Below are 19,650 nucleotides of genomic sequence, written 5' to 3' on the forward strand. Positions count from 1 at the left end.
ATGCCCCCGCGCGGCGAGGCGGGCAAGACAGCGCGGGCAAGACGGCGAAAGCCGCTTGCAGGCCCGTCCCGGCGGGGCGAAAGCTGCGGCCATGCTCGCCCGCCTGCTGCTGCTGTTCCTGCTTGCGCCTGCCCCTCTCGCCGCCGATGGCGCGCCTTTGCTGGCGCTGCCGGAGACAGCGGGGCTGCGCGCCCCGGATCGCGCCAATGTCGCGCGCTTCCTGCAGATGAATACGCCCCGCGTGCTGGCGCTGGGTGCCGATGGCGCCTTTGGCTGGCGCGCCGGCGGCGGCTCCCTCGAGGAGGCCGAGCGTGCCGCGCTCGAGAATTGCCGCCGCCGCGCCCAGGGTCGCGCCTGTGCCGTCGCGGTGCGGGACCTGGAGGTGCTGGCGCCCGGCCTCGCCCCCACCGCGCCCTGGGCGCCGCCGCCCGCCCCACCCGGCACGCGCATCGGCGGCGAGCACCATGACACCATGCCCGATGGCCGCTTCCTCTGGTGGGGGGAGCAGTCGGCGGCGGGCGTGCTGGTCTGGGCGCATGGCCGCGGGGCAGAGGGCGTGGACAGCCGCGGCCTCCAGCCGCAATCCTGGACGCGGCACTTCAACAATGCCGGCTTCGACATCTGGCGCTTCGACCGCCACCCCGCGCAGGACGGGCTGAACCGCGCCGCCGCCTGGCTGCGCGAGGATCTGGTGGCACTGCGCGCGCGCGGCTACCGGCGCGTCATCGTCGCGGGCCAGTCGCGCGGGGCGTGGAATGCGCTGCAGGCGCTGGCCAAGCCCGGCCTCGCCGATGTGGTGATCGCCATGGCCCCGGCCGCGCATGGGCAGGAGGACAGCCCGATCTTCCGCCGCCAGACGGAGGATCTGACCCGCGTTCTGCTGGCCGCCGCGGCCGGGGGCGGACCGGCGGCGCGCGTCGCGGTGGCGAATTTCCGCGATGATCCCTTCGACGCCGATCCCGAGGCCCGCGCGCGGGTGCTGCGCGACTTCGCCCCCCGCGCCGGCGCCTTCCTGCTGCTGGATCGGCCCGAGGGCCTGACCGGCCACCTCGCCGGCGCCTCCGTGCGCTTCAACGACCGCTTCGGCGCCTGCCTGCTGCGCTTCGCTACGGCCGAGACGCCGCCTGCCGCCTGCTGAAAAGCCCCGCGATCCGGCCGAACAGGCCCGGGATCGCCCACATCGCCGCCAGCACCGTCAGCCCGCAGAGCACCGCGCTGATCGGCCGGGTGAAGAAGGGCGTGAGGTCGCCACCCGAAAGCACCAGGCCGCGCAGAAGGTTCTTGTCCAGCAGATCGCCCAGCACCAGGCCCAGCACCAGCGGCGCCATCGGGAAGCGCAACTCGCGCAGCACGAAGCCGAGCAGCCCCGCCCCCAGCATCACCCAGATGTCGAAAAGCCGCGAGGTGATGGCGAAGGCCCCCACCGTGCAGAGCACGAAGACGATGGGCATGAGGCGCGCGCGCGGGATCAGCAGCACCCAGAGCAGCGGCTTCACCAGCAGCAGGCCGTAGACCAGCTTCACCATGTCGGCGATCACCAGCATGGCGACGATCTGGTAGATGAATTCCGGCGCGGTGATCGCCAGCATTGGCCCGGGATTGAGCCCGTGGATCATCATCGCCGCCATCAGCACCGCGGCCGGCGCGCTGCCCGGCACGGCCAGCGTCAGCACCGGAATGATCGCGCCGGGCACGCAGGCGCTCTCGCCCGTCTCGGCGGCCATCAGGCCTTCGACGCTGCCCTTGCCGAACATCTCGCGCTCCGCGCTCGCGCGCTTGGCGGCGGCGTAGCTGGTCCAGGCGGCGATGTCCTCGCCCAGGCCGGGCATGGCGCCGATGAAGGTGCCGATCGAGCCCGAGCGCAGGATGGTGCGCCAATACTGCGTCACGTCCCGGATGCGCGGGATGACGCTGTCGATCTTCGACGACACCGCCTTCACCGCCGGCCCGCGCATGGCGTTCAGCACCTCCGCCACGCCGAAGACGCCGACCAGCACCGGCAGCAGCCCGAGCCCGCCCGCGAGATCCGCATTGCCGAAGGCGAAGCGCGCATAGGCGTGGTTCGTCTCCTGCCCGATGGTGGCGATGAACAGGCCGAGGAAGCCGGCGATGTAGCCCTTCAGCGCGTCGCCGCCGGACAGCGAGCCGGCGATGACAATGCCGAAGACCGCCACCCAGAACATCTCGTAGCTGCCGAATTGCAGCGCGAATTCACCGAAGCTCGGCGCGAAGAGCGCGAGGATCAGCGTGCCGAACAGCGTGCCGAGCCAGGAGCCGAGCGTGGAGATGCCCATCGCGCGGCCCGCGAGGCCCTTGCGCGCCAGCGGAAAGCCATCGAGCGTGCTCGCCGCACTGGCCGGCGTGCCCGGGATGTTCAGCAGGATCGCCGAGCGCGAGCCGCCATAGATCGCGCCGACATAGACGCAGACCAGCACGAGCATCGCCACCTGCGGGCCCATGGTGAAGGTCAGCGTGGTCAGCAGTGCCACGCCCATCGTGGCCGTCAGCCCCGGCAGCGCGCCGATGACGATGCCGATCAGCACCGCCCAGAAGGCGTGGAAGATCGCCCCGCCCTGCAGCACATGGGCGAAGCCGCCCGCGAGCATGGTGAAGGGATCGCTCATGGCAGGCGCACCAGGAAGAGCCGCTCGAAGACCAGCGACACGGCGATGCCCGTGCCCAGGCCGAGCAAGGCGGCCTCGAGGATCCGGCGTGGCCGGCCCACCGGGCCTCGATCCCACTCGAAGGCGGTGGTGAAGGCGAAGACGAAGAGCGCGCTGGCCATCCAGAAAGGCAGCGTGCCGACCATCACGCCGGCATAGAGAATGCCGAGCGCGGCCGCCGTGCCAAGCTGGCGCGCATCGCCCGGCGTCAGCGCGGGCGCGTGCTGCGACGGGTCGCGCAGCGCGCCGCGCCGGATCGCGCGCAGCCCGAGCAGCACGGACAGCCCCGCGATCACCACGCCATAGAAGCCGGGCACGATGCCCGGCGCTGTCAGGCCGCTATGCGACTGCTCGGCGAAGGTCGGCATGTTGAGCGCGATGCCCAGCACGCCGAGCCCGAAGGCGAGCAGCACCGCCGCGGTGAGCAGATCGGCCCGCGGCGGCAGCGGCGCCCGATCGCCGGCGAAGGGGGAGGCTGCTTCCTCCTCCGCCGAAGGCGGCGGAGGAGTCATCTGGTGCCCTCAGACGGCGGGCGCGCGCTCCGCGCGCGTGCCTTCGCGCCGGCCACCCGTGTGCCGGTTGCAAGGTTGGTCTGGGCGCGGCCCGCATTCGCGGGCTCGGCGCGCGGCAAAGCGGCCGCACGCCGCCTCGCTGGCGCCCTCACAGGCGCTGGATGCCCAGTGTGTCGGGGCTGACGCGCGCCGTGCCGCCATCGAAATAGAGCCAGGCGGTCTGGCGCACCATCTTCCAGGCCTCGTCGAAGGCCTGCTGGCCATGCAGCGGGCTGAACACCGCGGCGCGCGAGGCGGCGTAGGTCTTCAGCCGCTCGCTGTTCACGATCTTCTCGCGCCAGACCTGGCTGACGGTGTCCACCACATTCTGCGGCACGCCCTTGGGCGTCCAGATGCCGAAATAGTTCAGCGGCGCGGGGATGGTCGGCAGGAACTGGCGGATCGAGGGCAATTCGCCCACGCCCTGCAGCGTCACATTCTGCTCGGCCTGCACAGCCAGCGGAATGAGGCGCCGCGCGCGGATCATCTCCGCCGCTTCCACCAGCAGCACCGCGCCCATCGGCGTCTCGCCGCTCACGGTGGCGATCATCGCCGGGTTGCCGCCATCATAGGTGGCGTGGCGATAGGTGATGTTGGTGGCGGCGCGGATGGCCGACATCATGTTGTGCCCTGCCGAACTCACACCCGCCGTCGCCACGGCCATGCTGGCGCCGCGCGTGCGGAAGGCCTCCATCGCCGCGTTGAAGTCGCGGATGCCGGCCTGCGGGTTGGCGACCAGGATGTTCACATTCGCGACCGCGAAGAACAGGTTCCAATCCGCCAGCATCGTGTCGAGCAGGCCGAGCACCTTGTAGCAGCCCACATCCACCGCCGCGCCGGCCGCCCAGGTCATGCCGTCCCTGGGTGCCTCCAGGGCATTGCGCGTGCCGATCGAGCCCGAGGCGCCAGGCTGGTTCACCACCACGAAGCGCTGGCCGAGGGCCGCTTCCAGCTCGGCGGCGACGATGCGCGCCATCTGGTCCGTGCTGCCGCCCGCCGCCCAGGGGACGATGATCGTCACCGGCCGGTCCGGCCGCCAGCCGGCCTGGGCGCTGGCGATGCCCGGCATGGCAAGGCCGGCGCCCGTGGTCGCCAGCAGGGTCCTGCGCGAAATCGTCATGGCTGTCTCTCCTCCCGCGGTGGTTCGAGTAACCCGTCGGTTACCTGGGAGGATGGGGCGGCTTCGCCGCGCGCGTCAACCGAACTCCGGCCCGGCCAGCACGAAGTTCTGCAGCACGTCGCCCGGCGGCGGCGCGCCCAGCGCCATGCGCGTGAAGGGGCGCTGCGGCGTGGCGCCGAGCAGGGTGGCGACCTCGCCGGCGGCATCATGCAGGTCGATCACCGCGGGCATGGCGAGGGCCTGCTGCGCGGCGGCGATCAGGCCGAGCGCGGTCTGCGCGTCCGGGGCCACCACCGGGCCAATCTGCGGCGCGCCGCGCCCCTCCCGCGCCAGCACGAAGCCGCGCCGGTCGGGCGTGGTCAGTGCCGCCCCCGGCTGGCGCGCGGCGAGGCGGCGCAGCAAGGCCTCCCGTGGCGCGCCGAAGGCCGCTTCATCCAGGGCGAGCAGCGCCGGCCAATCCTCCGGCGCGATGGGGCGCGTGGCGGTGGGCAAGCTGCGCAGCCCCGCAGGCAGCGCCCAGCGGGTGAAGCCGAAGACATCGACGAAGCCGAGGCGGCGATAGACCTCGCGCCCCGCCGGCGTCGCGTCCAGGGCGATGCAGGCCGTGCCGGCAAGGGCCTCGATGGCCCAGCGCATGAGCGCGGTAGCAAGGCCCTCCCGCCGCCGATCCGGGCGCACCAGCACCATCGAGATCCAGGCCAGGTCGCGCCCATGCGGCAGCACGGCGGCGGTGGCGGCGAGGCAATCGGCCTGCGCATCCGCCAGCGCCCGCACCGCGCCATGCGCCAGGAAATGCCGCCAATCCGCCGGCGTCTGGTTCCAGCCGACCCGCGCGGAGAGCGCGGCGGCGGCGGGCAGGTCATCGAGCGTGGCGGGGCGGAATTCCGGCATGGCCCCAGCCTCGGAACGGCCGCGCGGCGGGTCAAGGGGCTGGACAGTCCCGCGACCCCGCGCCCAACTGCACGCATCGGGAGAAACCGGCCATGCGCATCTCGCTCTGCAACGAAGTCGTCGCCGGCCTGGATTTCGCCGCGCAGGCCAGGCTGGCCGCCGCGCTCGGCTATGACGGGCTGGAAGTGGCGCCCTTCACGCTGGACGCCGAAGCCCCACATCTGCTGCCCGCCGCGCGCCGCGCCGAGCTGCGCCGCATCGCCGAGGGCGAGGGTGCGCCGATCACCTCCCTGCATTGGCTGCTGGTCGCGCCGCCCGGGCTTTCCATCACCACCGCGGATTCCGCCATCCGGACCCGCACGCTCGACGTCATGCAGCGCCTGATCGGCCTCGCCGCCGATCTCGGGGCCAGTCTGCTGGTGCATGGCTCGCCGAAGCAGCGGCATGTGGCGGCGGATGGCGATGCGGCGCGCGCGGAAGAGGCCATGGCGCAGGCCGGCGCCTGGGCGGCGCAGCATGGGCTGACCTATTGCCTGGAACCGCTCGATGCCGGGCAGACCAATTGGGCGCGCACCGTCGCGGAGGCGATCGGGATCGTCGCGCGCATCGCCGTGCCGGGCCTCAAGACGATGCTCGATGTGAGTGCCGCCGGGAATGGCGAGGCGGAGGACGCCGCGACGCTGCTGCGCCGGCACATACCCTCCGGCTGGATCGCGCATGTGCATCTGAACGACCGCAACCGGCGCGGCCCGGGCCAGGGTGCGGATCGTTTCGGACCCGTCTTTACCGAGTTGCGCGAGACCGGCTATGCAGGCTTCTGTGCCGTCGAGCCCTTCGACCACCATCCCGACGGACCGACCAGCGCCGCCCGCGCCATCGGCTATCTGCGAGGATTGCTCGAGACATGACCGCACCGCGCTTCACGCTGCTCGAGACCGAGCGCTTCGAATGGCCCTTCACGCTGCGCCTGCCCTTTCGCTTCGGCGTCATCACCGTGACGCAGGGCCGCCAGGCGGTGATCCGCGCGCGCATCCGCCTCGAGGATGGGCGCGAGGCCTGGGGCATCGCGGCCGAGACATTGGCGGCGAAGTGGTTCGACAAGGACCCCAGGCTCAGCGACGCGCAGAACGAACAGCAGTTGCGCCGCGCGCTGGAACTCGCCATCGCGGGCACGCAGGCGGCGGGGGCGGACACGGCCTTCGGGCATTTCGCCAATGGCTATGCGGCGCATGTCGCGGCCTGCGGGGCGGAGGCGCTGAACCCGCTTGTCGCGGGCTATGGCCGCGCGCTGCTCGACCGCGCGATGCTCGATGCGCTGCTCAAGGCGCAGGGCGTGTCCTTCTGGGCGGGCATGCGCGCCAATATCGGCGGCATGGCGCCGCATGCGGTGATCCCGGACCTTGGCGGCTTCGATTTCGCCGCGATGCTGGAGAGCCTCACGCCGCTGCGCCAGATCCATGCGCGCCACACGGTCGGGCTGGTGGACCCGATCACCGCCGCCGACCAGGACCATCGCGTCGAGGATGGCCTGCCCGAGACGCTGGAGGAAATCCTGGCCACCTATCGCCACCGCTACTGGAAGCTGAAGGTCGGTGGCAACATCGCGCAGGATGTGGACAGGCTCTGCCGCATCGCCTCGGTGCTCGACCGCATGCATGGCGGCTACCACGCGAGCCTGGACGGCAACGAACAGTATGAGGATGCCGAAGGCGCACTCGCGCTGTGGCACGCGATGCAGGCGGAACCAAGGCTGCGCAACCTCTGCGCCTCCATTCTCTATATCGAGCAGCCGGTGAAGCGGGCCCGCGCGCTGGAGACCGGCATGGCCACCCTGGCCGCGCAGCGCCCCGTCATCATCGATGAGAGCGACGGGCCGCTCGATGCCTTCGTCACGGGCCGCGCGCTCGGCTATGCGGGCGTCTCCTCCAAGGCGTGCAAGGGGGTGTGGCGCAGCGTGATCAACCTCGCGCGCTGCCGTGCCTGGAACGCCCCAGGGGAAGGGCGGTCAGGCAGCCAGCGCTACTTCATGTCGGCCGAGGACCTCACCACGCTGGCCGGTGTCTGCGTGCAGCAGGATCTGGCGCTGGTCTCGCTGCTCGGCCTGCCGCATGTGGAGCGCAACGGCCATCATTTCGTCGATGGCTTCGCCGGCCGGCCGAAGGCGGAAGCCTATCGCTTCCTTGAGGCGCATGGCGGTCTCTACGCCGATACCTCGCACGGCCCGCGGCTTGCGATCCGTGAGGGCGTGCTCGAGCTCGGCAGTCTCGATACGCCTGGGCTGGGGGCGACGATCGAGCCCGACACCGGCGCGATGGATGTGATGGCGAAGGCGTCTTGGGTTTAGGGTCCAAACCCGATCAGGAGCCAGAAATGCGTTCAGCGTCGCGGCAGCGCCGCGACCCATCTGAACGAATGATGCTCTAGCCGCCCGCCTGCCACGCCTTCACGCTATCCAGCGGCCAGAGCAGCATCAGCACGTTGAGCGCGAGTCCGTCGCGGATCACCCAGCCGACGCCGATCTCGAAGACCAGGATCAGCGCGACCGTGGCCCAGACCGGCAGCTTCGCCGCCAGGGCGAAGCCCAGCCACATGGCGAAGATGTCCGCCACGGAATTCACCACGCTGTCGCCGAAGTAATCCAGCGCGATGGTCGCCTCGCGGTAGCGCTGGATCACGGTGTCCGTGTTCTCCGCGATCTCCCAGGCGGCTTCCAGGATGGTCGCGATCAGCAGCCGCGGCGGCAGGCCCAGGGATCCGAGGCCCAGGCGCGGCAGCAGCAGATGCAGCGCGCCGTAGAAGAGCATGCCGTGGATGATGTGGGAGGGCGTGTACCAATCCGTGAGGTGCTGCGAATTCTCCGCACTCATCACCACGCCGTGCCAGAGCTTCACCGTGCCACAGGTGCAGATCGGCGCGCGACCCATCCACAGCAGGATCGCCGCCGTGGCCGCGACCACACCGAGCAGGATCGCAACCCAGCGGGGCGTGAAGCCCGCCCGGCGCATCAGGGCGCGAAGCGCACCGGCGCCCCGAGAGGCGCGCCCAGCACCTCATCCTCGCGCATCACCGGCGTGCCGCGCAGGATCGTCATCACCGGCCAGCCCGTGCAGCGATGGCCCGCGAAGGGCGTCCAGCCGCAGGGCGAGACGATCCAGCTCTCCTCGATCATGCGCGTGCGGCGCATGTCCACCACGGTGAAGTCGGCATCGTAGCCGGCGGCGAGCCGCCCCTTGCCCACCATGCCATAGACCCGCGCCGGCCCCGCACACATCAGGTCCGCCAGCCGCGAGAGTGAGAGCCGCCCCGCGCTGACATGGTCGAGCATCAGCGGCACCAGCGTCTGCACACCGGTCAGCCCCGCCGCGCAATCCGGCCAGGGGCGCTCCTTCGCCGCGCGCGAGTGCGGCGCGTGGTCGGAGCCGATCGTATCCACCGTGCCATTGGCCACCGCGGCCCAGGCGGCCTCCAGATGGCGTGCATCGCGGATCGGCGGGTTCATCACCGCATAGCCGCCGAGCCGGTCATAGGCCTCGTCGGTCTGCGTCAGGTGGTTGAGCAGCACTTCCACCGTGCAGATGTCGCGGTAGTCGCGCAGGTATTCCAGTTCCTCCGCCGTGCTGACATGCAGGATATGCGCAGGGCGATTGGTCTTGCGCGCGATCGCCATCAGCCGGCGCGTGCCGAGTGCGGCGCATTCCACGTCACGCCACTCGGCGTGCATCCGGTGCGGCATCCCGCTGGTGTAGTGGGGCTTGCGCGCCTGCAGGCGATACTCGTCCTCGGAGTGATAGGCGATGCGGCGGCGGCCGCTGCGCATCACGCGCTCGAGGCTCTCATCATCCTCGACCAGCAGGTCGCCGGTGGAGGAGCCGGCGAAGACCTTGATGGCGCAGACATTGGGCTGCGCCTCGAGATCCGCCAAGTCCGCGATGTTCGACTTCGCCGCGCCGACATACATGCCAAGGTCGCACCAGGCGCGCCCGGCGATGAAGTCGCGCTTCCAGTCGATCTTCTCGCGCGTCGTGATCGAGGGGTTGGTGTTCGGCATGTCGAAGACGGCGGTGAGGCCACCGAGGATCGCGCCCTTGGTGCCGGTCTCGATGGTCTCCACGGCCGGGTCGCCGGGCTCGCGCAGATGCACATGGCTGTCGATCAGCCCGGGCAGCACATGCAGCCCGCGGCAATCGATGCTCTGCGTCGCCTCGGCACGGGCGAGGTCGCCGATGGCCGCGATGCGCCCGCTGCGCACGCCCACATCGCCCTGAACCTCGCCCCAGGGCAGCACCAGCGTGCCACCGCGCAACACCAGATCGAACATGGGCTTCACCTTTTCATGCCAGATAGTCGAACACATCGCCCTGCGGCGCGCGCCGCTCGACATGGGCGCGATGCCACAGCGCGTAGAAAAGCAGGTGCCAGGCCGCGAAACCACGATGCTTGTCGCCGCCCGCCGCGCGGAACAGCGCCACGACACGGTCGGGCTTCGCGATCTCCGTCACGCCGGGCTGCTCGGCGACGAGCCTGCCCAGCCGCTCGCCCGCGCCCCCGATCCAGGCCGCGATGGGCACGGTGAATCCCTGCTTCGGTGCGAAGGGGCGCGTGGCCGGGGCATGGGTCGCGGCCCATTGGCGCAGCAGCCACTTGCCCGTGCGATGCCGCACCTTCAGCGAATCGGGCAAGCGGAAGGCGGCCTCCACCACCGCCGGGTCCAGGAAGGGCGTGCGCCCCTCCACCGCATGCGCCATCAGGCAGCGATCGAGCTTGGTCAGCAGATCGTTCGGCAGCCAATCCGCGATGTCCGCCGCCTGCGCCGCCTGCAGCCGCGAGCGCCCGGGCGTGGCGGCGGAGGCCTCGGCGGCGGCGATGCCGTCGCGCCAGAAGCGGGGTGCCTCGCGCAGCACGTCGGGCACATGGTCGAAGGCGCCGGCGGCGCGCGGCTGCCGCCCGCCGAGCCACCAGGGGCGCATCGCGCTGCGATAGCGGCCATAGCCGGCGAAGAGTTCGTCCCCGCCCTCGCCCGAGAGCACCACCTTCACCTCCTGCACCGCGCGGCGCGCGAGGAACCAGGTGGGGATGATGGCGTAGTCCGCGGCAGGGTCGTCCATTGCCGCCACGATCTGCGGCAAATGTTGCCAGACCATCGCCTCGGTGATGGTGAGCGTGCTGTGCTTCGCCCCCGCCGCGAGGGCCGCGGCCTCCGCCGCCGCGCGTTCGTCGGCGGCGCCCGGCGCGTCGAAGGCGGCGGTGAAGGCGCGCACGGGCTGCGCGTTCAGCCGCGCCATCATCGCCAGCACCACGCCGGAATCGATGCCGCCCGACAGGAACAGGCCGTAGGGCACGTCGCTGCGCTGGTGCACGCGCACGCTGTCCTCCAGCGCGGCGTCGAGGCGCGTCAGCGCATCCTGCTCGGTGATGCTCTCCGGCCCGCCGGCCGGCAGCGCGCTCCGGCGATGGCGCTCGACGATGGCGCCATCGGCGATCACCACCGTCTCGCCCGGCAGCAGGCGGCGAATGCCCTCGAAGATCGTCTCCGCGCCGGTCGTGAACTGCATCTGCAGCAATTCGTCGCGCGCCTCGCGCCGCACGCGCGGCCGCACCAGCCCGGCGGCGATCAGCGCCTGCGGCTCCGAGGCGAAGGCGATGCCGCCCTCGATCTCCACGAGATACAGCGGCTTGATGCCGAAGGGATCGCGCGTCAGCACCAGCCGCCGCGCCGCGCGATCATGAAGTGCGATCGCATACATGCCGCGCATCGCCTGCGCGTAGCCCACCACGCCGTCGCGGCGATACAGGTGCAGCGGCGGCTCGCAATCGCTGCCCGTCACGCAAGGCAGCATGTGTTCGGCGCGCAGCTCGACGTAGTTGTAGACCTCGCCATTCGCCACCAGCGCATGCGGGCCGGCGAAGAGCGGCTGGTCGCCGGTGACGAGATCGATGATGGCGAGCCGCGTATGCGCGATGCCGACATTCTCGGCCACATGCTGCCCCGCGCCATCCGGCCCGCGATGGCCGAGCGCGGCCGCGAGCGCCGCGAGCACCGCCGGATCAGGCACCATCCCATGCCGCAGCGCGAGGCCCGCTATGCCACACATGGATCAGCCTCCGGCTGAATGCCGCACATCAGCCGCGCGCCCTTGCCAGGAAGGCCGCATCATCCAGGAAGCGCGCCCAGGCGGCGAGCACCGGCGCCTCCGCATGGCGTGCAAGGAACTCCGCCCTGCCCGCCTCCGCCAGGCGCTGCGCGAGGCCGCCATCCGCCAGCACGCGGGCGAGCGCGGCGGCCAGCGCCGCATCGTCGCCGATCGGCACGATCAACCCTGTCTCCTCCGGCCGGATCACCTCGCGCGGGCCATCGGCGGCGGTGGCGATGACGGGACGCGCGGCGGCGAAGCCCTCCAGCACCACATTGCCGAGGGGCTCGATGCAGGAGGGCACGACCAGCATATCGGCCTGCGCCAGCAGCGCGCCGACATCCTGCCGCCAGCCGAGGAAGTGCACGCGCTCCGCGAGGCCCAGCTCGCGCGCCAGCGCCGTGAGCTTCGCGCGTTCCTCCCCCTCTCCGGCGAGGTCGAGCTGCACATCGCCCGGCAGCCGCGCCAGCGCACGCAGCAGCGTCGGGAAATCCTTGTTCGGGTGCAGACGCCCCATGGCGAGCAGCCGCCGCGGCGCGCGCGGCTGCCAGGGCGACTCGAACAGATCGGCGGCGAAATTCGGCACATGGCGCAGCCGCTTCACCGGCCAGCCCTGCGCCGCGATCCAGTCGCAGAGCCCCTGCGTATTGGCCGCGAGCAGGTCGCAGCCCGCATAGTTCTTCAACGCGTAGCGCCCCCCGAGCCGGCCGACCAGCGCCCAGGGGGCGCGCACGCTCGCCCCCCGGCAGAAGCCCGCGGCGCGGTTCATCCAGGCCACCACCACCTGCGGGCGGAAGGCCTCCAGCGTCGCGCGCAGGCGCCGCCCTGTCAGCAGGTCGAACATGCCGCCGAAGCCGAGCTCGACCGGGGCGAGGCCCCCGGCCGCGAGTCGCGCGGCGCGCCCCGGCTCGCGCCGGATCACGGCCAGCACCTCCATCCCGGCGCGGTGCTGCGCGAGGGTGAGGCGTTCGAAGAAGGCCTCCGCGCCGCCCTGCGGGGCGCCGGCCATCACATGCGCTACACGCATTATTTGGCCCTCAGACGGCGGGCGCGGCCATCCGGCCGCTTGCCTTCGCGCCGACGCGCTGGGGCACCGGAGCAGGCGGTTGCACTGTGCGCGGGGCCGCCTTCGCGGCCCGTTTGGGCGGCGAGGATCATGATGCGGTCGCCCTCGCGAGCAACGCCTCGGCGGCGGCCAGGACGCGTTCCACGGGGATGGCGTCCATCTCCACCGTGAAGGGCGCGCCATCGGCCTGCACCGCCACGGCGCGCGGGCCGCAGGGGCCGTATTCGGCGGCGTTGCTCTGCGCGAAAAGGCCGAGCGTGGGCGCACCGGCCGCCGCGGCCAGGTGCATCAGCCCGCTATCATTGCCCAGATAGAGCGCGGCCCGCCGCAGCACCGCCGCGACCTCGGGCAGGCTGAGCACGCCCACCAGATCGACCGATCCGGGCAGGCCCTCCAGCACCGGGCGGGCCATGGCGGCTTCCTCCGCACCGGGGCCGGCGAGCACGGCGATGCGCGCCCCGGCGAGCGCCCCGCCCGGCGCGGTCAGCGCCCGTGCGGTGGCGACGAAGCGCGCGGCCGGCCAGACCTTGCGCGCCCAATTGGCACTCGGCCCCAGCACCAGCCAGGGCCCGCCGGGAAGCAGCGCCGCTGCGCGCGCTTCATCCTCGGGCGCGGTCCAGACCACGGGCAGCGGCGCGGGATCGAGGCCCAGCACCGCGCCGATATGGCTCAGCCGATGTCCGGACCGGCGCCCGCCCTTGCCGATGGCGCGCTGGCCGGCCCAGAGCGTCCAGGCCAGGGCCGAGGCGCGCAGATCCACCACCAGATCCCACCGCCGCCCCACCACCTGCGCCCAGAGCGAGAGCCAATGCAGCGACCAGCGCCGCTTCGCCACCACGATCAGCCGCTCGAGCCCCGGCATCCGGGCGAAGACGCCCGCCGCCGCCGGGCCGCAGGCCACGGTGAAGCGTGCGCCGGGATGGGCGCGGGCCAGATGGTCGATCAGGCTGGTGGACAACACCGCATCCCCGATCCGGGTCGCCGTGACGAACAGGATTTGCATCTGGATCGCGCATAGCACGGGTGCGCGCGCCGCCCCACCCTGCCTCTCCCACCGCCTCCCTTGGGGGCGGCTTGCCCTATCCGCCACGGCGCACCCATATGGGCGGCATGGACCTCGACTTCACCGATGCCGAGCTGCACCGCTATTCGCGCCACATCCTGCTCGAGGAAGTGGGCGCGATCGGCCAGGCGAAGCTGCGCGCCGCCCGCGTGCTGGTGGTGGGCGCCGGCGGGCTCGGTTCGCCGCTCGCGCTCTATCTGGCCGCCGCCGGGGTCGGCACGCTCGGGCTGATCGACCATGACCGGCTGGAACTGTCGAACCTGCAGCGCCAGGTCGCGCACAGCACCGCGCGCCTCGGCCTGAACAAGGCGGTGAGCGCGGCGCAGACGCTGGGCGCGCTGAACCCGGCCGTGCGGGTCGAGGTGCATGAACGGCGCATGGACGCCGCCGCCGCGCTGGAGCTGATCCCGGCCTACGACATCGTCTGCGACGGCACCGACAATTTCGCCACGCGCTTCCTGCTCGGCGATGCCTGCCATCTGCTCGGCAAGCCGCTGGTCAGCGCCGCCGTGCTGCGTTTCGAGGGCCAGCTCTCGGTGTTCCGCGCGCATGAGGGGGCGCCCCACCCCTGCCATCGCTGCCTGCACCCCGAGCAGCCGCCCGAGGGGCTGGTGCCCAGCTGCGGGGAGGCCGGGGTGCTGGGTGCCGTCACCGGCGTGATGGGCACGCTGCAGGCCACCGAGGTGCTGAAGCTGATCCTGGGCATCGGCGAGGGCATGTCCGGCCGGCTGCTGCTGTGGGATGCGCTGGACATGCGCTTCCGCAGCGTGAAGCTGAAGCGCGACCCCGCCTGCGCGCTCTGCGGGGATCACGCGACGATCCACGACCTCTCGGCGCATGGCGAGGTGGCCGGGCCGGCCTGCGCGCGGTGAGCCAGACGCTCGGCATCCTGCTCCGCCAGGGCGATCACGACTCCGCGCATTACGCGCTGGTCGTGGCCACCGGCGCGGCGGCGATCGGCCGGGCGGTGACGCTCTTCGCCACCAATGGCGGCTGCCGCCTGTTCCTGGCCGGCACGCCGCTGGCGCAGGATCCGCGGGAGGCACTGCTGGCGACGCGCGGCGTCGCCGGGATCGCGGCGCTGCTGGCGGCGGCGCAGGAACTCGGCGTGACGCTGATCGCCTGCGAGGCCGGGCTGCGCGCCGAGGATCTCGCGCCCGAGTCGCTGATCGCGGGGGTGGAGGTGGCGGGGATCGTCAGCTTCCTCAACGCCGTCGGCAGCGGCCAGATGCTGGCCCTGTGATGCGCGCTTGACCGCAGCGCCCGGGATGGTGAAGGGATCGGGGATGCGCCTGTTCCGCCTGCCCCTGCTGACGCTGCTGCTGCTGCCGTCCCTGCTCGGCGGGCCGACGCCCCTGCGGGCGCAGACCCCCGCGCCGGCCACGCCCGGCAGCCTGCCGCCGCCCCGCCCGATCCAGCCCGCCGCCCCGGCCGCGACCCCCGCGCCGGCGGCCACGCCCGCCACCACGCCGGCTGCCAGGCCAACCGCCACGCCGCCGCGCCCGCCCAGCACGGCGCCGGCCCAACCGCCGCGCCCGCCGGCCGCCAACGCGCCGCAGACCGCCCCGCGCCCGGCGACTGCCACGCCGCCACGCCCGGCCACGCAGCAGCCGCCGCCCACCGTCGGCCGCACCCCGCCCCAGACGAATCGCCGCCCCGCCGCCACCGCGGCCGGTGCCGCGGCCGGGGCGGCGGGTGCGGCGGCCGGGGCCGCGGCCGCCAGCCGCACGCCCGAACCCGCCCAGCCGCCCGCGCCGCCGCCCATCCCGCCGACCGGGCAGGTGACCGGCCTCGCCTTGCCGCGCTTCGCCGCGCTGCGCTCGGATGAGGTGAACATGCGGGTCGGGCCGAACACGACCTTCCCCATCGAATGGACCTTCCAGCGCCGCGACCTGCCGGTGATGATCGTGGGCGAGTTCCAGCTCTGGCGGCGCATCCGCGACCCGGACGGGGCGGAGGGCTGGGTGCATTCCTCGACACTGGCGGGCCGGCGCACGGTGCTGGTGCGCCCCGCCGGCGGCGCGCCGGAAGCGACGCTGCGGCGGCGGCCGGAGGAGAATGCAGTGACGGTGGCGAAGCTGCGCACTGGCGTCATCGCCCGCGTGCGCGAATGCGAGGCCGCCAGCGCCTGGTGCGAGCTCCAGGTCGGCGGCCATCGCGGCTTCCTGCGCCGCGCCGAGCTCTGGGGCATCGGCGCGGAGGAGGAGATCAAGTAGGGGACAGACGAGCCCCTACGCTTGCTTGCTTTTCGGGCCACAAAGTGGCCCCGCGCGCAGACCGGATGCTTGGCCCGGCGCAACAGCGCGTCGGCGCGGAGCCAAGCGCGCGGAGCGCGCGCCCGGCGCCTGAGGGCTCAAGGCATGGCCACATCAATGCCCTGGTAGAAGTAGTTCTGGGCGCGGATCTGGTCGTCCGTGAGCCGCTGGCCGGCGGCGATGACCGTGGTGCCGTCCTGGCGCACGATCGGGCCATCGAAGGGGTGCAGCGTGCCGGCGGCCAGCGCATCGCGGATGCGCGTGGCCTCCGAGACCTCCTCGGGCGTCATGTTGGTGAAGGGGGCCAGGCGGAACATGCCGGAATTCAGCCCCTCCCACACATCGCCGGGGCGCCAGGTGCCGTCCAGCACCGCGCGGGCGCGGGAGGCGTAGTAGTCGCCCCAGTTGTTGACGTTGGAGGTCAGGTGCGCACGCGGCGCGAAGCGGGTCATGTCGCTCGACTGGCCGAAGCCGAAGATGTTGCGCTGCTCGGCGAGTTGCAGCGGCGCCGGGCCGTCGGTGTGGCTGCACAGCACGTCGCAGCCCTGGTCGATCAGCGCGCGCGCCGCATCGGCCTCGCGCCCCGGATTGGACCAGGCATTCACCCAGACCACGCGCACCTTCATCGAAGGATCGACCGACCAGGCGCCACGCATCACCGTGTTGATGGCGTGGATCACCTCCGGCACCGGGAAGGTGGCGACATAGCCGATCGTCTTGCTGCGCGACTTGCGCGCGGCGATCACGCCCTGGACGTAGCGGCCCTCATAGAAGCGGGCGTTGTAGAGGCTGAGATTCGGCAGGGTGGAGGTGCCCGTCGCGTTCTCGAACATCACGTTCGGGTGCTGCGGCGCGATGCGCAGCGTCGGCTGGAAGTAGGAGAAGCTGGTGGTGAAGATCAGGCGCGAGCCGGTGCGCACCAGCTGCGTCGCCACGCGGTCGAAATCCGGCGGCGCGACCGATTCCACCAGCGTGGCCGTGACGCGGTCACCCATCACCTCGAGCATGCGCCGGCGGCCCTGGTCGTGCATGTGCGACCAGCCGAAATCGCCCACCGGGCCGATCAGGATGAAGCCGACATTCAGGCGGTTCTGGGCCTCCGCCCCACGCCCCAGGGCAGCGGTGGCGGCGAGGCCGGCGGTGGTGCCGAGCAGCGTGCGGCGGGCGAGGGTCATGCGGGGCGATCTCCGGCAGGGCGATGATGGGCGCCACTACAGGAAACCGCCATGTGCATGCAATATTGAAGGCGGCGTCAGACGCCTTCCGGCTGCCCCGCGATGGCCACCGCGAGCCTGTTCGCATCCAGCAGCCGCGCCGCCAGCGCCGCCGTGCCCGCGCGCGTGAGCGAAGCGAGCCGCGCACTGCGCCGGTCGAGCCAGTCGCGCGGCCGGTTGTTGCGGCGGAGCGCGAGCAGCGTGCCCGCGATGCGGCGGCTGTCGGTGAATTGCAGCGGCAGGTTGCCGGTGAGGAAGGCCACCGCGTCATCAAGCTCCGCCTGGGTCGGGCCCTCGGCCGCCATGCGTGCCCATTCGGCGCGCGTCACGGCCAGCGCTTCCGCCACCTTCGCGTTGTCGGTGGAGGAGGAGCCGATGATCACGCCCTGGCCGAAGAGCTGGTCGAGCCCGACGCCGATGCCATAGGTGAGCCCGCGCTGCACGCGCACCGATTCCATGAGGCGGGAGGAGAATCCGCCCCCGCCCAGGATGCGCAGCACCACCTGCGCGGCCTCCCAATCCGGGTCGGTCACGGGCAGGCCGGCCTGGCCGAAGACGATGGCCGATTGCGGACCCTGCACCTGCAGCACCTTGGTGCCGAAGGCCTGGAAGGCGGGCAGCGGCGGTGCGGAGTCCGGCACGCCCGCCGGCAGCCCGGCGAAGAGGCTCGGCAGCAGCGCCCGCAGCTCGGCCGGGGTGATGGCGCCGCTGACCGCCACCAGCAGCCCCTCCGCGCGGATCTGCCGGGCATGGGCGGCCCGCAGCGCGCTGGTGGGCAGGGTGGAGAGCGTCTCGACCGTGCCGCCGCTCGGCCGGCCTGCAGGGTGGTCGGGGAAGGCGGCGGCCCAGAAGGCGCGCCCCACCTGCCCGCGCGGCGTCTCCAGCGCCGAGCGCGCGCCGGCCACGGCGCGGGCGCGCACGCGGCCGATGGCGCTTTCCTCCAGCCTCGGCGCACGCATGGCGAGGTTGGCGAGGCGCACCGCCTCGGGCAGCGCGGAGGTCAGCGCGCGCAGCGAGCCCTCGAAGCCGTCGCGCTGCGCGTCGAAGGACAGGCCGATGGCGGAATCGCGCAACGCATCGGCAAAGCCCAGCGCGTCGAGATCACCCGCGCCCTCGGTCAGCAGCGCGGCGAGCATGGCGAGCGCGCCGCCATGTTCCGGCGCATCCAGTGCCGCCCCGCCGGGCCAGGCCCAGGCGATGGAGACGACCGGGACGGAGTGATCCTCCGCCAGCCAGGCCGTGTAGGGCCCGGCGGCGACTTCCGTGATGGCGAGGGAGAAGCTCATGCCCGCACCTCGGCCGGGGCGGGGGTGCCCTCGGGCAGCAGCCAGCCGCTGCCCGACACGCCCTTGCCGAGCACCTCGGCCGCGGCCTCGGCCACCTGGGCGCGCGTGACGGCGCGCAGCCGGCGCGGCCAGAACTCCACCGTCTCGATCGGCAGGCCGATGGACAGCGCATTGCCCAGCATGCGGGGCGCCGCGCCCAACCCATCCAGCGCCATCAGCGCGCCGGCCGACATCTGGCGGATGGAGCGCGCGACCTCGGCCTCGGTCGGCCCGCCCTCATCGAGCAGGCGCTTCACCGTGGCCATGGCCACTTCCTCGATCCGCGCGGGCGGGGTCTCGCGCCGCGGGGTCACGAAGAGGTCGAAATCCGTGTGGCCCGCGACATCGCCGTCGTAGCTCGCCCCCGCCGAGACGGCGAGGCCGGTCTCGACCAGCGCGGCGTGCAGGCGCGAGCCCTGGCCGCCGCCCAGCACGTGGCGCAGCACCTCCAGCGGCTCGCTGTGCCGGGTCTCGCCCGCGGTCATGGAAGGCGCCTGCCAGGAGCGCAGGAAGGTGGCCTCGCCCCGCAGGCGCGAGTCGTTGCGCACGAAGCGCGGCGTGGGCGGGGCGGCGGGCGGGGCGGCGCGGTCGCGCGGCACGGCAGGGCCGGCGGGCACGGCGGCCCACTCCGCCAGCGCCTGCGCCGCGAGTTCCTCGCCCGAGACGGCGCCGGCCACGACCAGCACGGCGTTGCCGGGGGCGTAGCGGGCGCGGAAGAAGGCCAGGAGATCGGCATGGGAGATCGCCTTGATCTCCTCCTCCCAGCCGATGATCGGCCGGCCGCGCCAATGCTGCGCGCCCCACATGGCGGCGTCGAAGCTCTCGAAGAACAGGGCGCGCGGGCTGGAGCCGGTGCGCTGGGCGCGTTCCTCGAGCACCACACGACGCTCGCTTTCCATCTCGGCGGCGGGGATAAGGGCGGAGGCGAAGCGATCGGCCTCCATCATCGCCACCAGCGCGAGGCGGCTTGCCTCGACATGCTGGAAATAGCCGGTGACGTCGCGGGAGGTGAAGGCGTTGTCCACGCCGCCCTCGCGCGCCACGCGGCGCGAGAACTCGCCCGAGGCCACGCGCGCGCTGCCCTTGAACAGCATGTGTTCCAGGTAGTGGGCGATGCCCGACAGGCCGGGCGGATCCTCGCCGCCCCCGGCCGCGACATAGGCGTAGTGCGCCACCACGGGCGCGCGCCGCTGCTCGACATGCGCGACGCGCAGGCCGTTGGGCAGGGTGCGCAGGCTGGCGCCGAAGAGCGGGCGCTCGGCGGCCGCATCGGTGGCGGGCTGGGAGAGGGCGGGCGGCACCGCGCCGATGGCGGCGGCAGCGGCGGCGGCCTGCAGGGCGGCGCGGCGGGTCAGGGCTGTCATGCCCGCC

Annotated in this window: 18 protein-coding genes; 6 read left to right on the plus strand and 12 right to left on the minus strand. The window is 72.7% G+C overall.

The window, feature by feature from the left end:
• Positions 1-91 precede the first annotated feature (91 nt).
• Complete coding sequence (locus tag AC2D9U_RS21605; RefSeq protein ID WP_484752957.1) at positions 92-1,138, plus strand: alpha/beta fold hydrolase; 1,047 nt, start codon at positions 92-94, stop codon at positions 1,136-1,138.
• On the opposite strand, the gene AC2D9U_RS21610 is transcribed toward AC2D9U_RS21605, so the two are convergent.
• From AC2D9U_RS21610 to AC2D9U_RS21625, 4 genes are all read right to left on the minus strand, one after another.
• Complete coding sequence (locus AC2D9U_RS21610; protein ID WP_484752961.1) at positions 1,107-2,624, minus strand: tripartite tricarboxylate transporter permease; 1,518 nt, start codon at positions 2,622-2,624, stop codon at positions 1,107-1,109. The genes AC2D9U_RS21605 and AC2D9U_RS21610 overlap by 32 nt on opposite strands.
• Positions 2,621-3,175 carry a tripartite tricarboxylate transporter TctB family protein gene (locus AC2D9U_RS21615; RefSeq protein WP_484752963.1) on the minus strand — a complete coding sequence of 185 codons (555 nt, stop codon included), beginning with the start codon at positions 3,173-3,175 and terminating at the stop codon, positions 2,621-2,623. Before AC2D9U_RS21615 ends, AC2D9U_RS21610 begins: the two co-directional genes overlap by 4 nt.
• 148 nt (positions 3,176-3,323) lie before the next feature.
• Positions 3,324-4,334 carry a Bug family tripartite tricarboxylate transporter substrate binding protein gene (locus AC2D9U_RS21620; protein ID WP_484752965.1) on the minus strand — a complete coding sequence of 337 codons (1,011 nt, stop codon included), beginning with the start codon at positions 4,332-4,334 and terminating at the stop codon, positions 3,324-3,326.
• 75 nt (positions 4,335-4,409) lie between these two features.
• Positions 4,410-5,225: a GNAT family N-acetyltransferase gene (locus tag AC2D9U_RS21625; protein ID WP_484752968.1), complete on the minus strand. Its 816-nt coding sequence runs from the start codon at positions 5,223-5,225 to the stop codon at positions 4,410-4,412.
• A gap of 92 nt (positions 5,226-5,317) precedes the next feature.
• On the opposite strand from AC2D9U_RS21625, the gene AC2D9U_RS21630 reads away from it, so the two are divergent.
• Positions 5,318-6,133 (plus strand): sugar phosphate isomerase/epimerase family protein, encoded by an 816-nt coding sequence (locus AC2D9U_RS21630; protein WP_484752971.1) that lies wholly within the window; start codon positions 5,318-5,320, stop codon positions 6,131-6,133.
• Positions 6,130-7,569 carry an enolase-like domain-containing protein gene (locus AC2D9U_RS21635; RefSeq protein ID WP_484752974.1) on the plus strand — a complete coding sequence of 480 codons (1,440 nt, stop codon included), beginning with the start codon at positions 6,130-6,132 and terminating at the stop codon, positions 7,567-7,569. The genes AC2D9U_RS21630 and AC2D9U_RS21635 overlap by 4 nt, the downstream gene beginning before the upstream one ends.
• 76 nt (positions 7,570-7,645) lie before the next feature.
• On the opposite strand, the gene AC2D9U_RS21640 is transcribed toward AC2D9U_RS21635, so the two are convergent.
• From AC2D9U_RS21640 to AC2D9U_RS21660, 5 genes are all read right to left on the minus strand, one after another.
• A complete protein-coding gene (locus AC2D9U_RS21640; protein WP_484752976.1) occupies positions 7,646-8,230 on the minus strand; it encodes a DUF2585 domain-containing protein in 585 nt (194 codons plus the stop codon).
• Positions 8,230-9,543: a dihydroorotase gene (locus AC2D9U_RS21645; RefSeq protein WP_484752978.1), complete on the minus strand. Its 1,314-nt coding sequence runs from the start codon at positions 9,541-9,543 to the stop codon at positions 8,230-8,232. The genes AC2D9U_RS21640 and AC2D9U_RS21645 overlap by 1 nt, the downstream gene beginning before the upstream one ends.
• A 13-nt stretch (positions 9,544-9,556) precedes the next feature.
• Entirely contained in the window at positions 9,557-11,317 is a 1,761-nt protein-coding gene (gene asnB / locus AC2D9U_RS21650; protein WP_484752980.1) for an asparagine synthase (glutamine-hydrolyzing), read from the minus strand.
• Positions 11,318-11,345: 28 nt separating this feature from the next.
• Positions 11,346-12,383: a glycosyltransferase gene (locus AC2D9U_RS21655; RefSeq protein WP_484752983.1), complete on the minus strand. Its 1,038-nt coding sequence runs from the start codon at positions 12,381-12,383 to the stop codon at positions 11,346-11,348.
• A gap of 127 nt (positions 12,384-12,510) precedes the next feature.
• On the minus strand, positions 12,511-13,425 hold the full coding sequence (locus AC2D9U_RS21660) for a glycosyltransferase family 9 protein (RefSeq protein ID WP_484752987.1): 915 nt from the start codon (positions 13,423-13,425) through the stop codon (positions 12,511-12,513).
• A 98-nt stretch (positions 13,426-13,523) separates the two neighbouring features.
• Between AC2D9U_RS21660 and AC2D9U_RS21665 the strand changes: the two genes are divergently transcribed.
• The 3 genes from AC2D9U_RS21665 to AC2D9U_RS21675 are packed head-to-tail and all read left to right on the plus strand — an operon-like array spanning position 13,524 to position 15,701.
• Positions 13,524-14,357: a HesA/MoeB/ThiF family protein gene (locus tag AC2D9U_RS21665; protein WP_484753126.1), complete on the plus strand. Its 834-nt coding sequence runs from the start codon at positions 13,524-13,526 to the stop codon at positions 14,355-14,357.
• Entirely contained in the window at positions 14,354-14,728 is a 375-nt protein-coding gene (locus tag AC2D9U_RS21670) for a DsrE family protein (protein WP_484752989.1), read from the plus strand. The genes AC2D9U_RS21665 and AC2D9U_RS21670 overlap by 4 nt, the downstream gene beginning before the upstream one ends.
• 25 nt (positions 14,729-14,753) lie before the next feature.
• Positions 14,754-15,701, plus strand: coding sequence for an SH3 domain-containing protein (locus AC2D9U_RS21675; RefSeq protein ID WP_484752992.1), 948 nt, complete (start codon positions 14,754-14,756; stop codon positions 15,699-15,701).
• Between the two features lie 137 nt (positions 15,702-15,838).
• Here AC2D9U_RS21675 and AC2D9U_RS21680 read toward each other — a convergent pair whose 3' ends face one another.
• The 3 genes from AC2D9U_RS21680 to AC2D9U_RS21690 form a co-directional block, all read right to left on the minus strand.
• Positions 15,839-16,915 (minus strand): BMP family ABC transporter substrate-binding protein, encoded by a 1,077-nt coding sequence (locus AC2D9U_RS21680; protein ID WP_484752995.1) that lies wholly within the window; start codon positions 16,913-16,915, stop codon positions 15,839-15,841.
• A gap of 77 nt (positions 16,916-16,992) precedes the next feature.
• Entirely contained in the window at positions 16,993-18,240 is a 1,248-nt protein-coding gene (locus AC2D9U_RS21685) for a M16 family metallopeptidase (RefSeq protein WP_484752999.1), read from the minus strand.
• The gene (locus AC2D9U_RS21690) at positions 18,237-19,643 is read right to left on the minus strand and encodes a M16 family metallopeptidase (protein ID WP_484753003.1); all 1,407 of its coding nucleotides are present in this window, start codon (positions 19,641-19,643) and stop codon (positions 18,237-18,239) included. Before AC2D9U_RS21690 ends, AC2D9U_RS21685 begins: the two co-directional genes overlap by 4 nt.
• Positions 19,644-19,650: the final 7 nt, after the last annotated feature.

The organism is Roseomonas sp. TF40 (genome assembly GCF_057219975.1).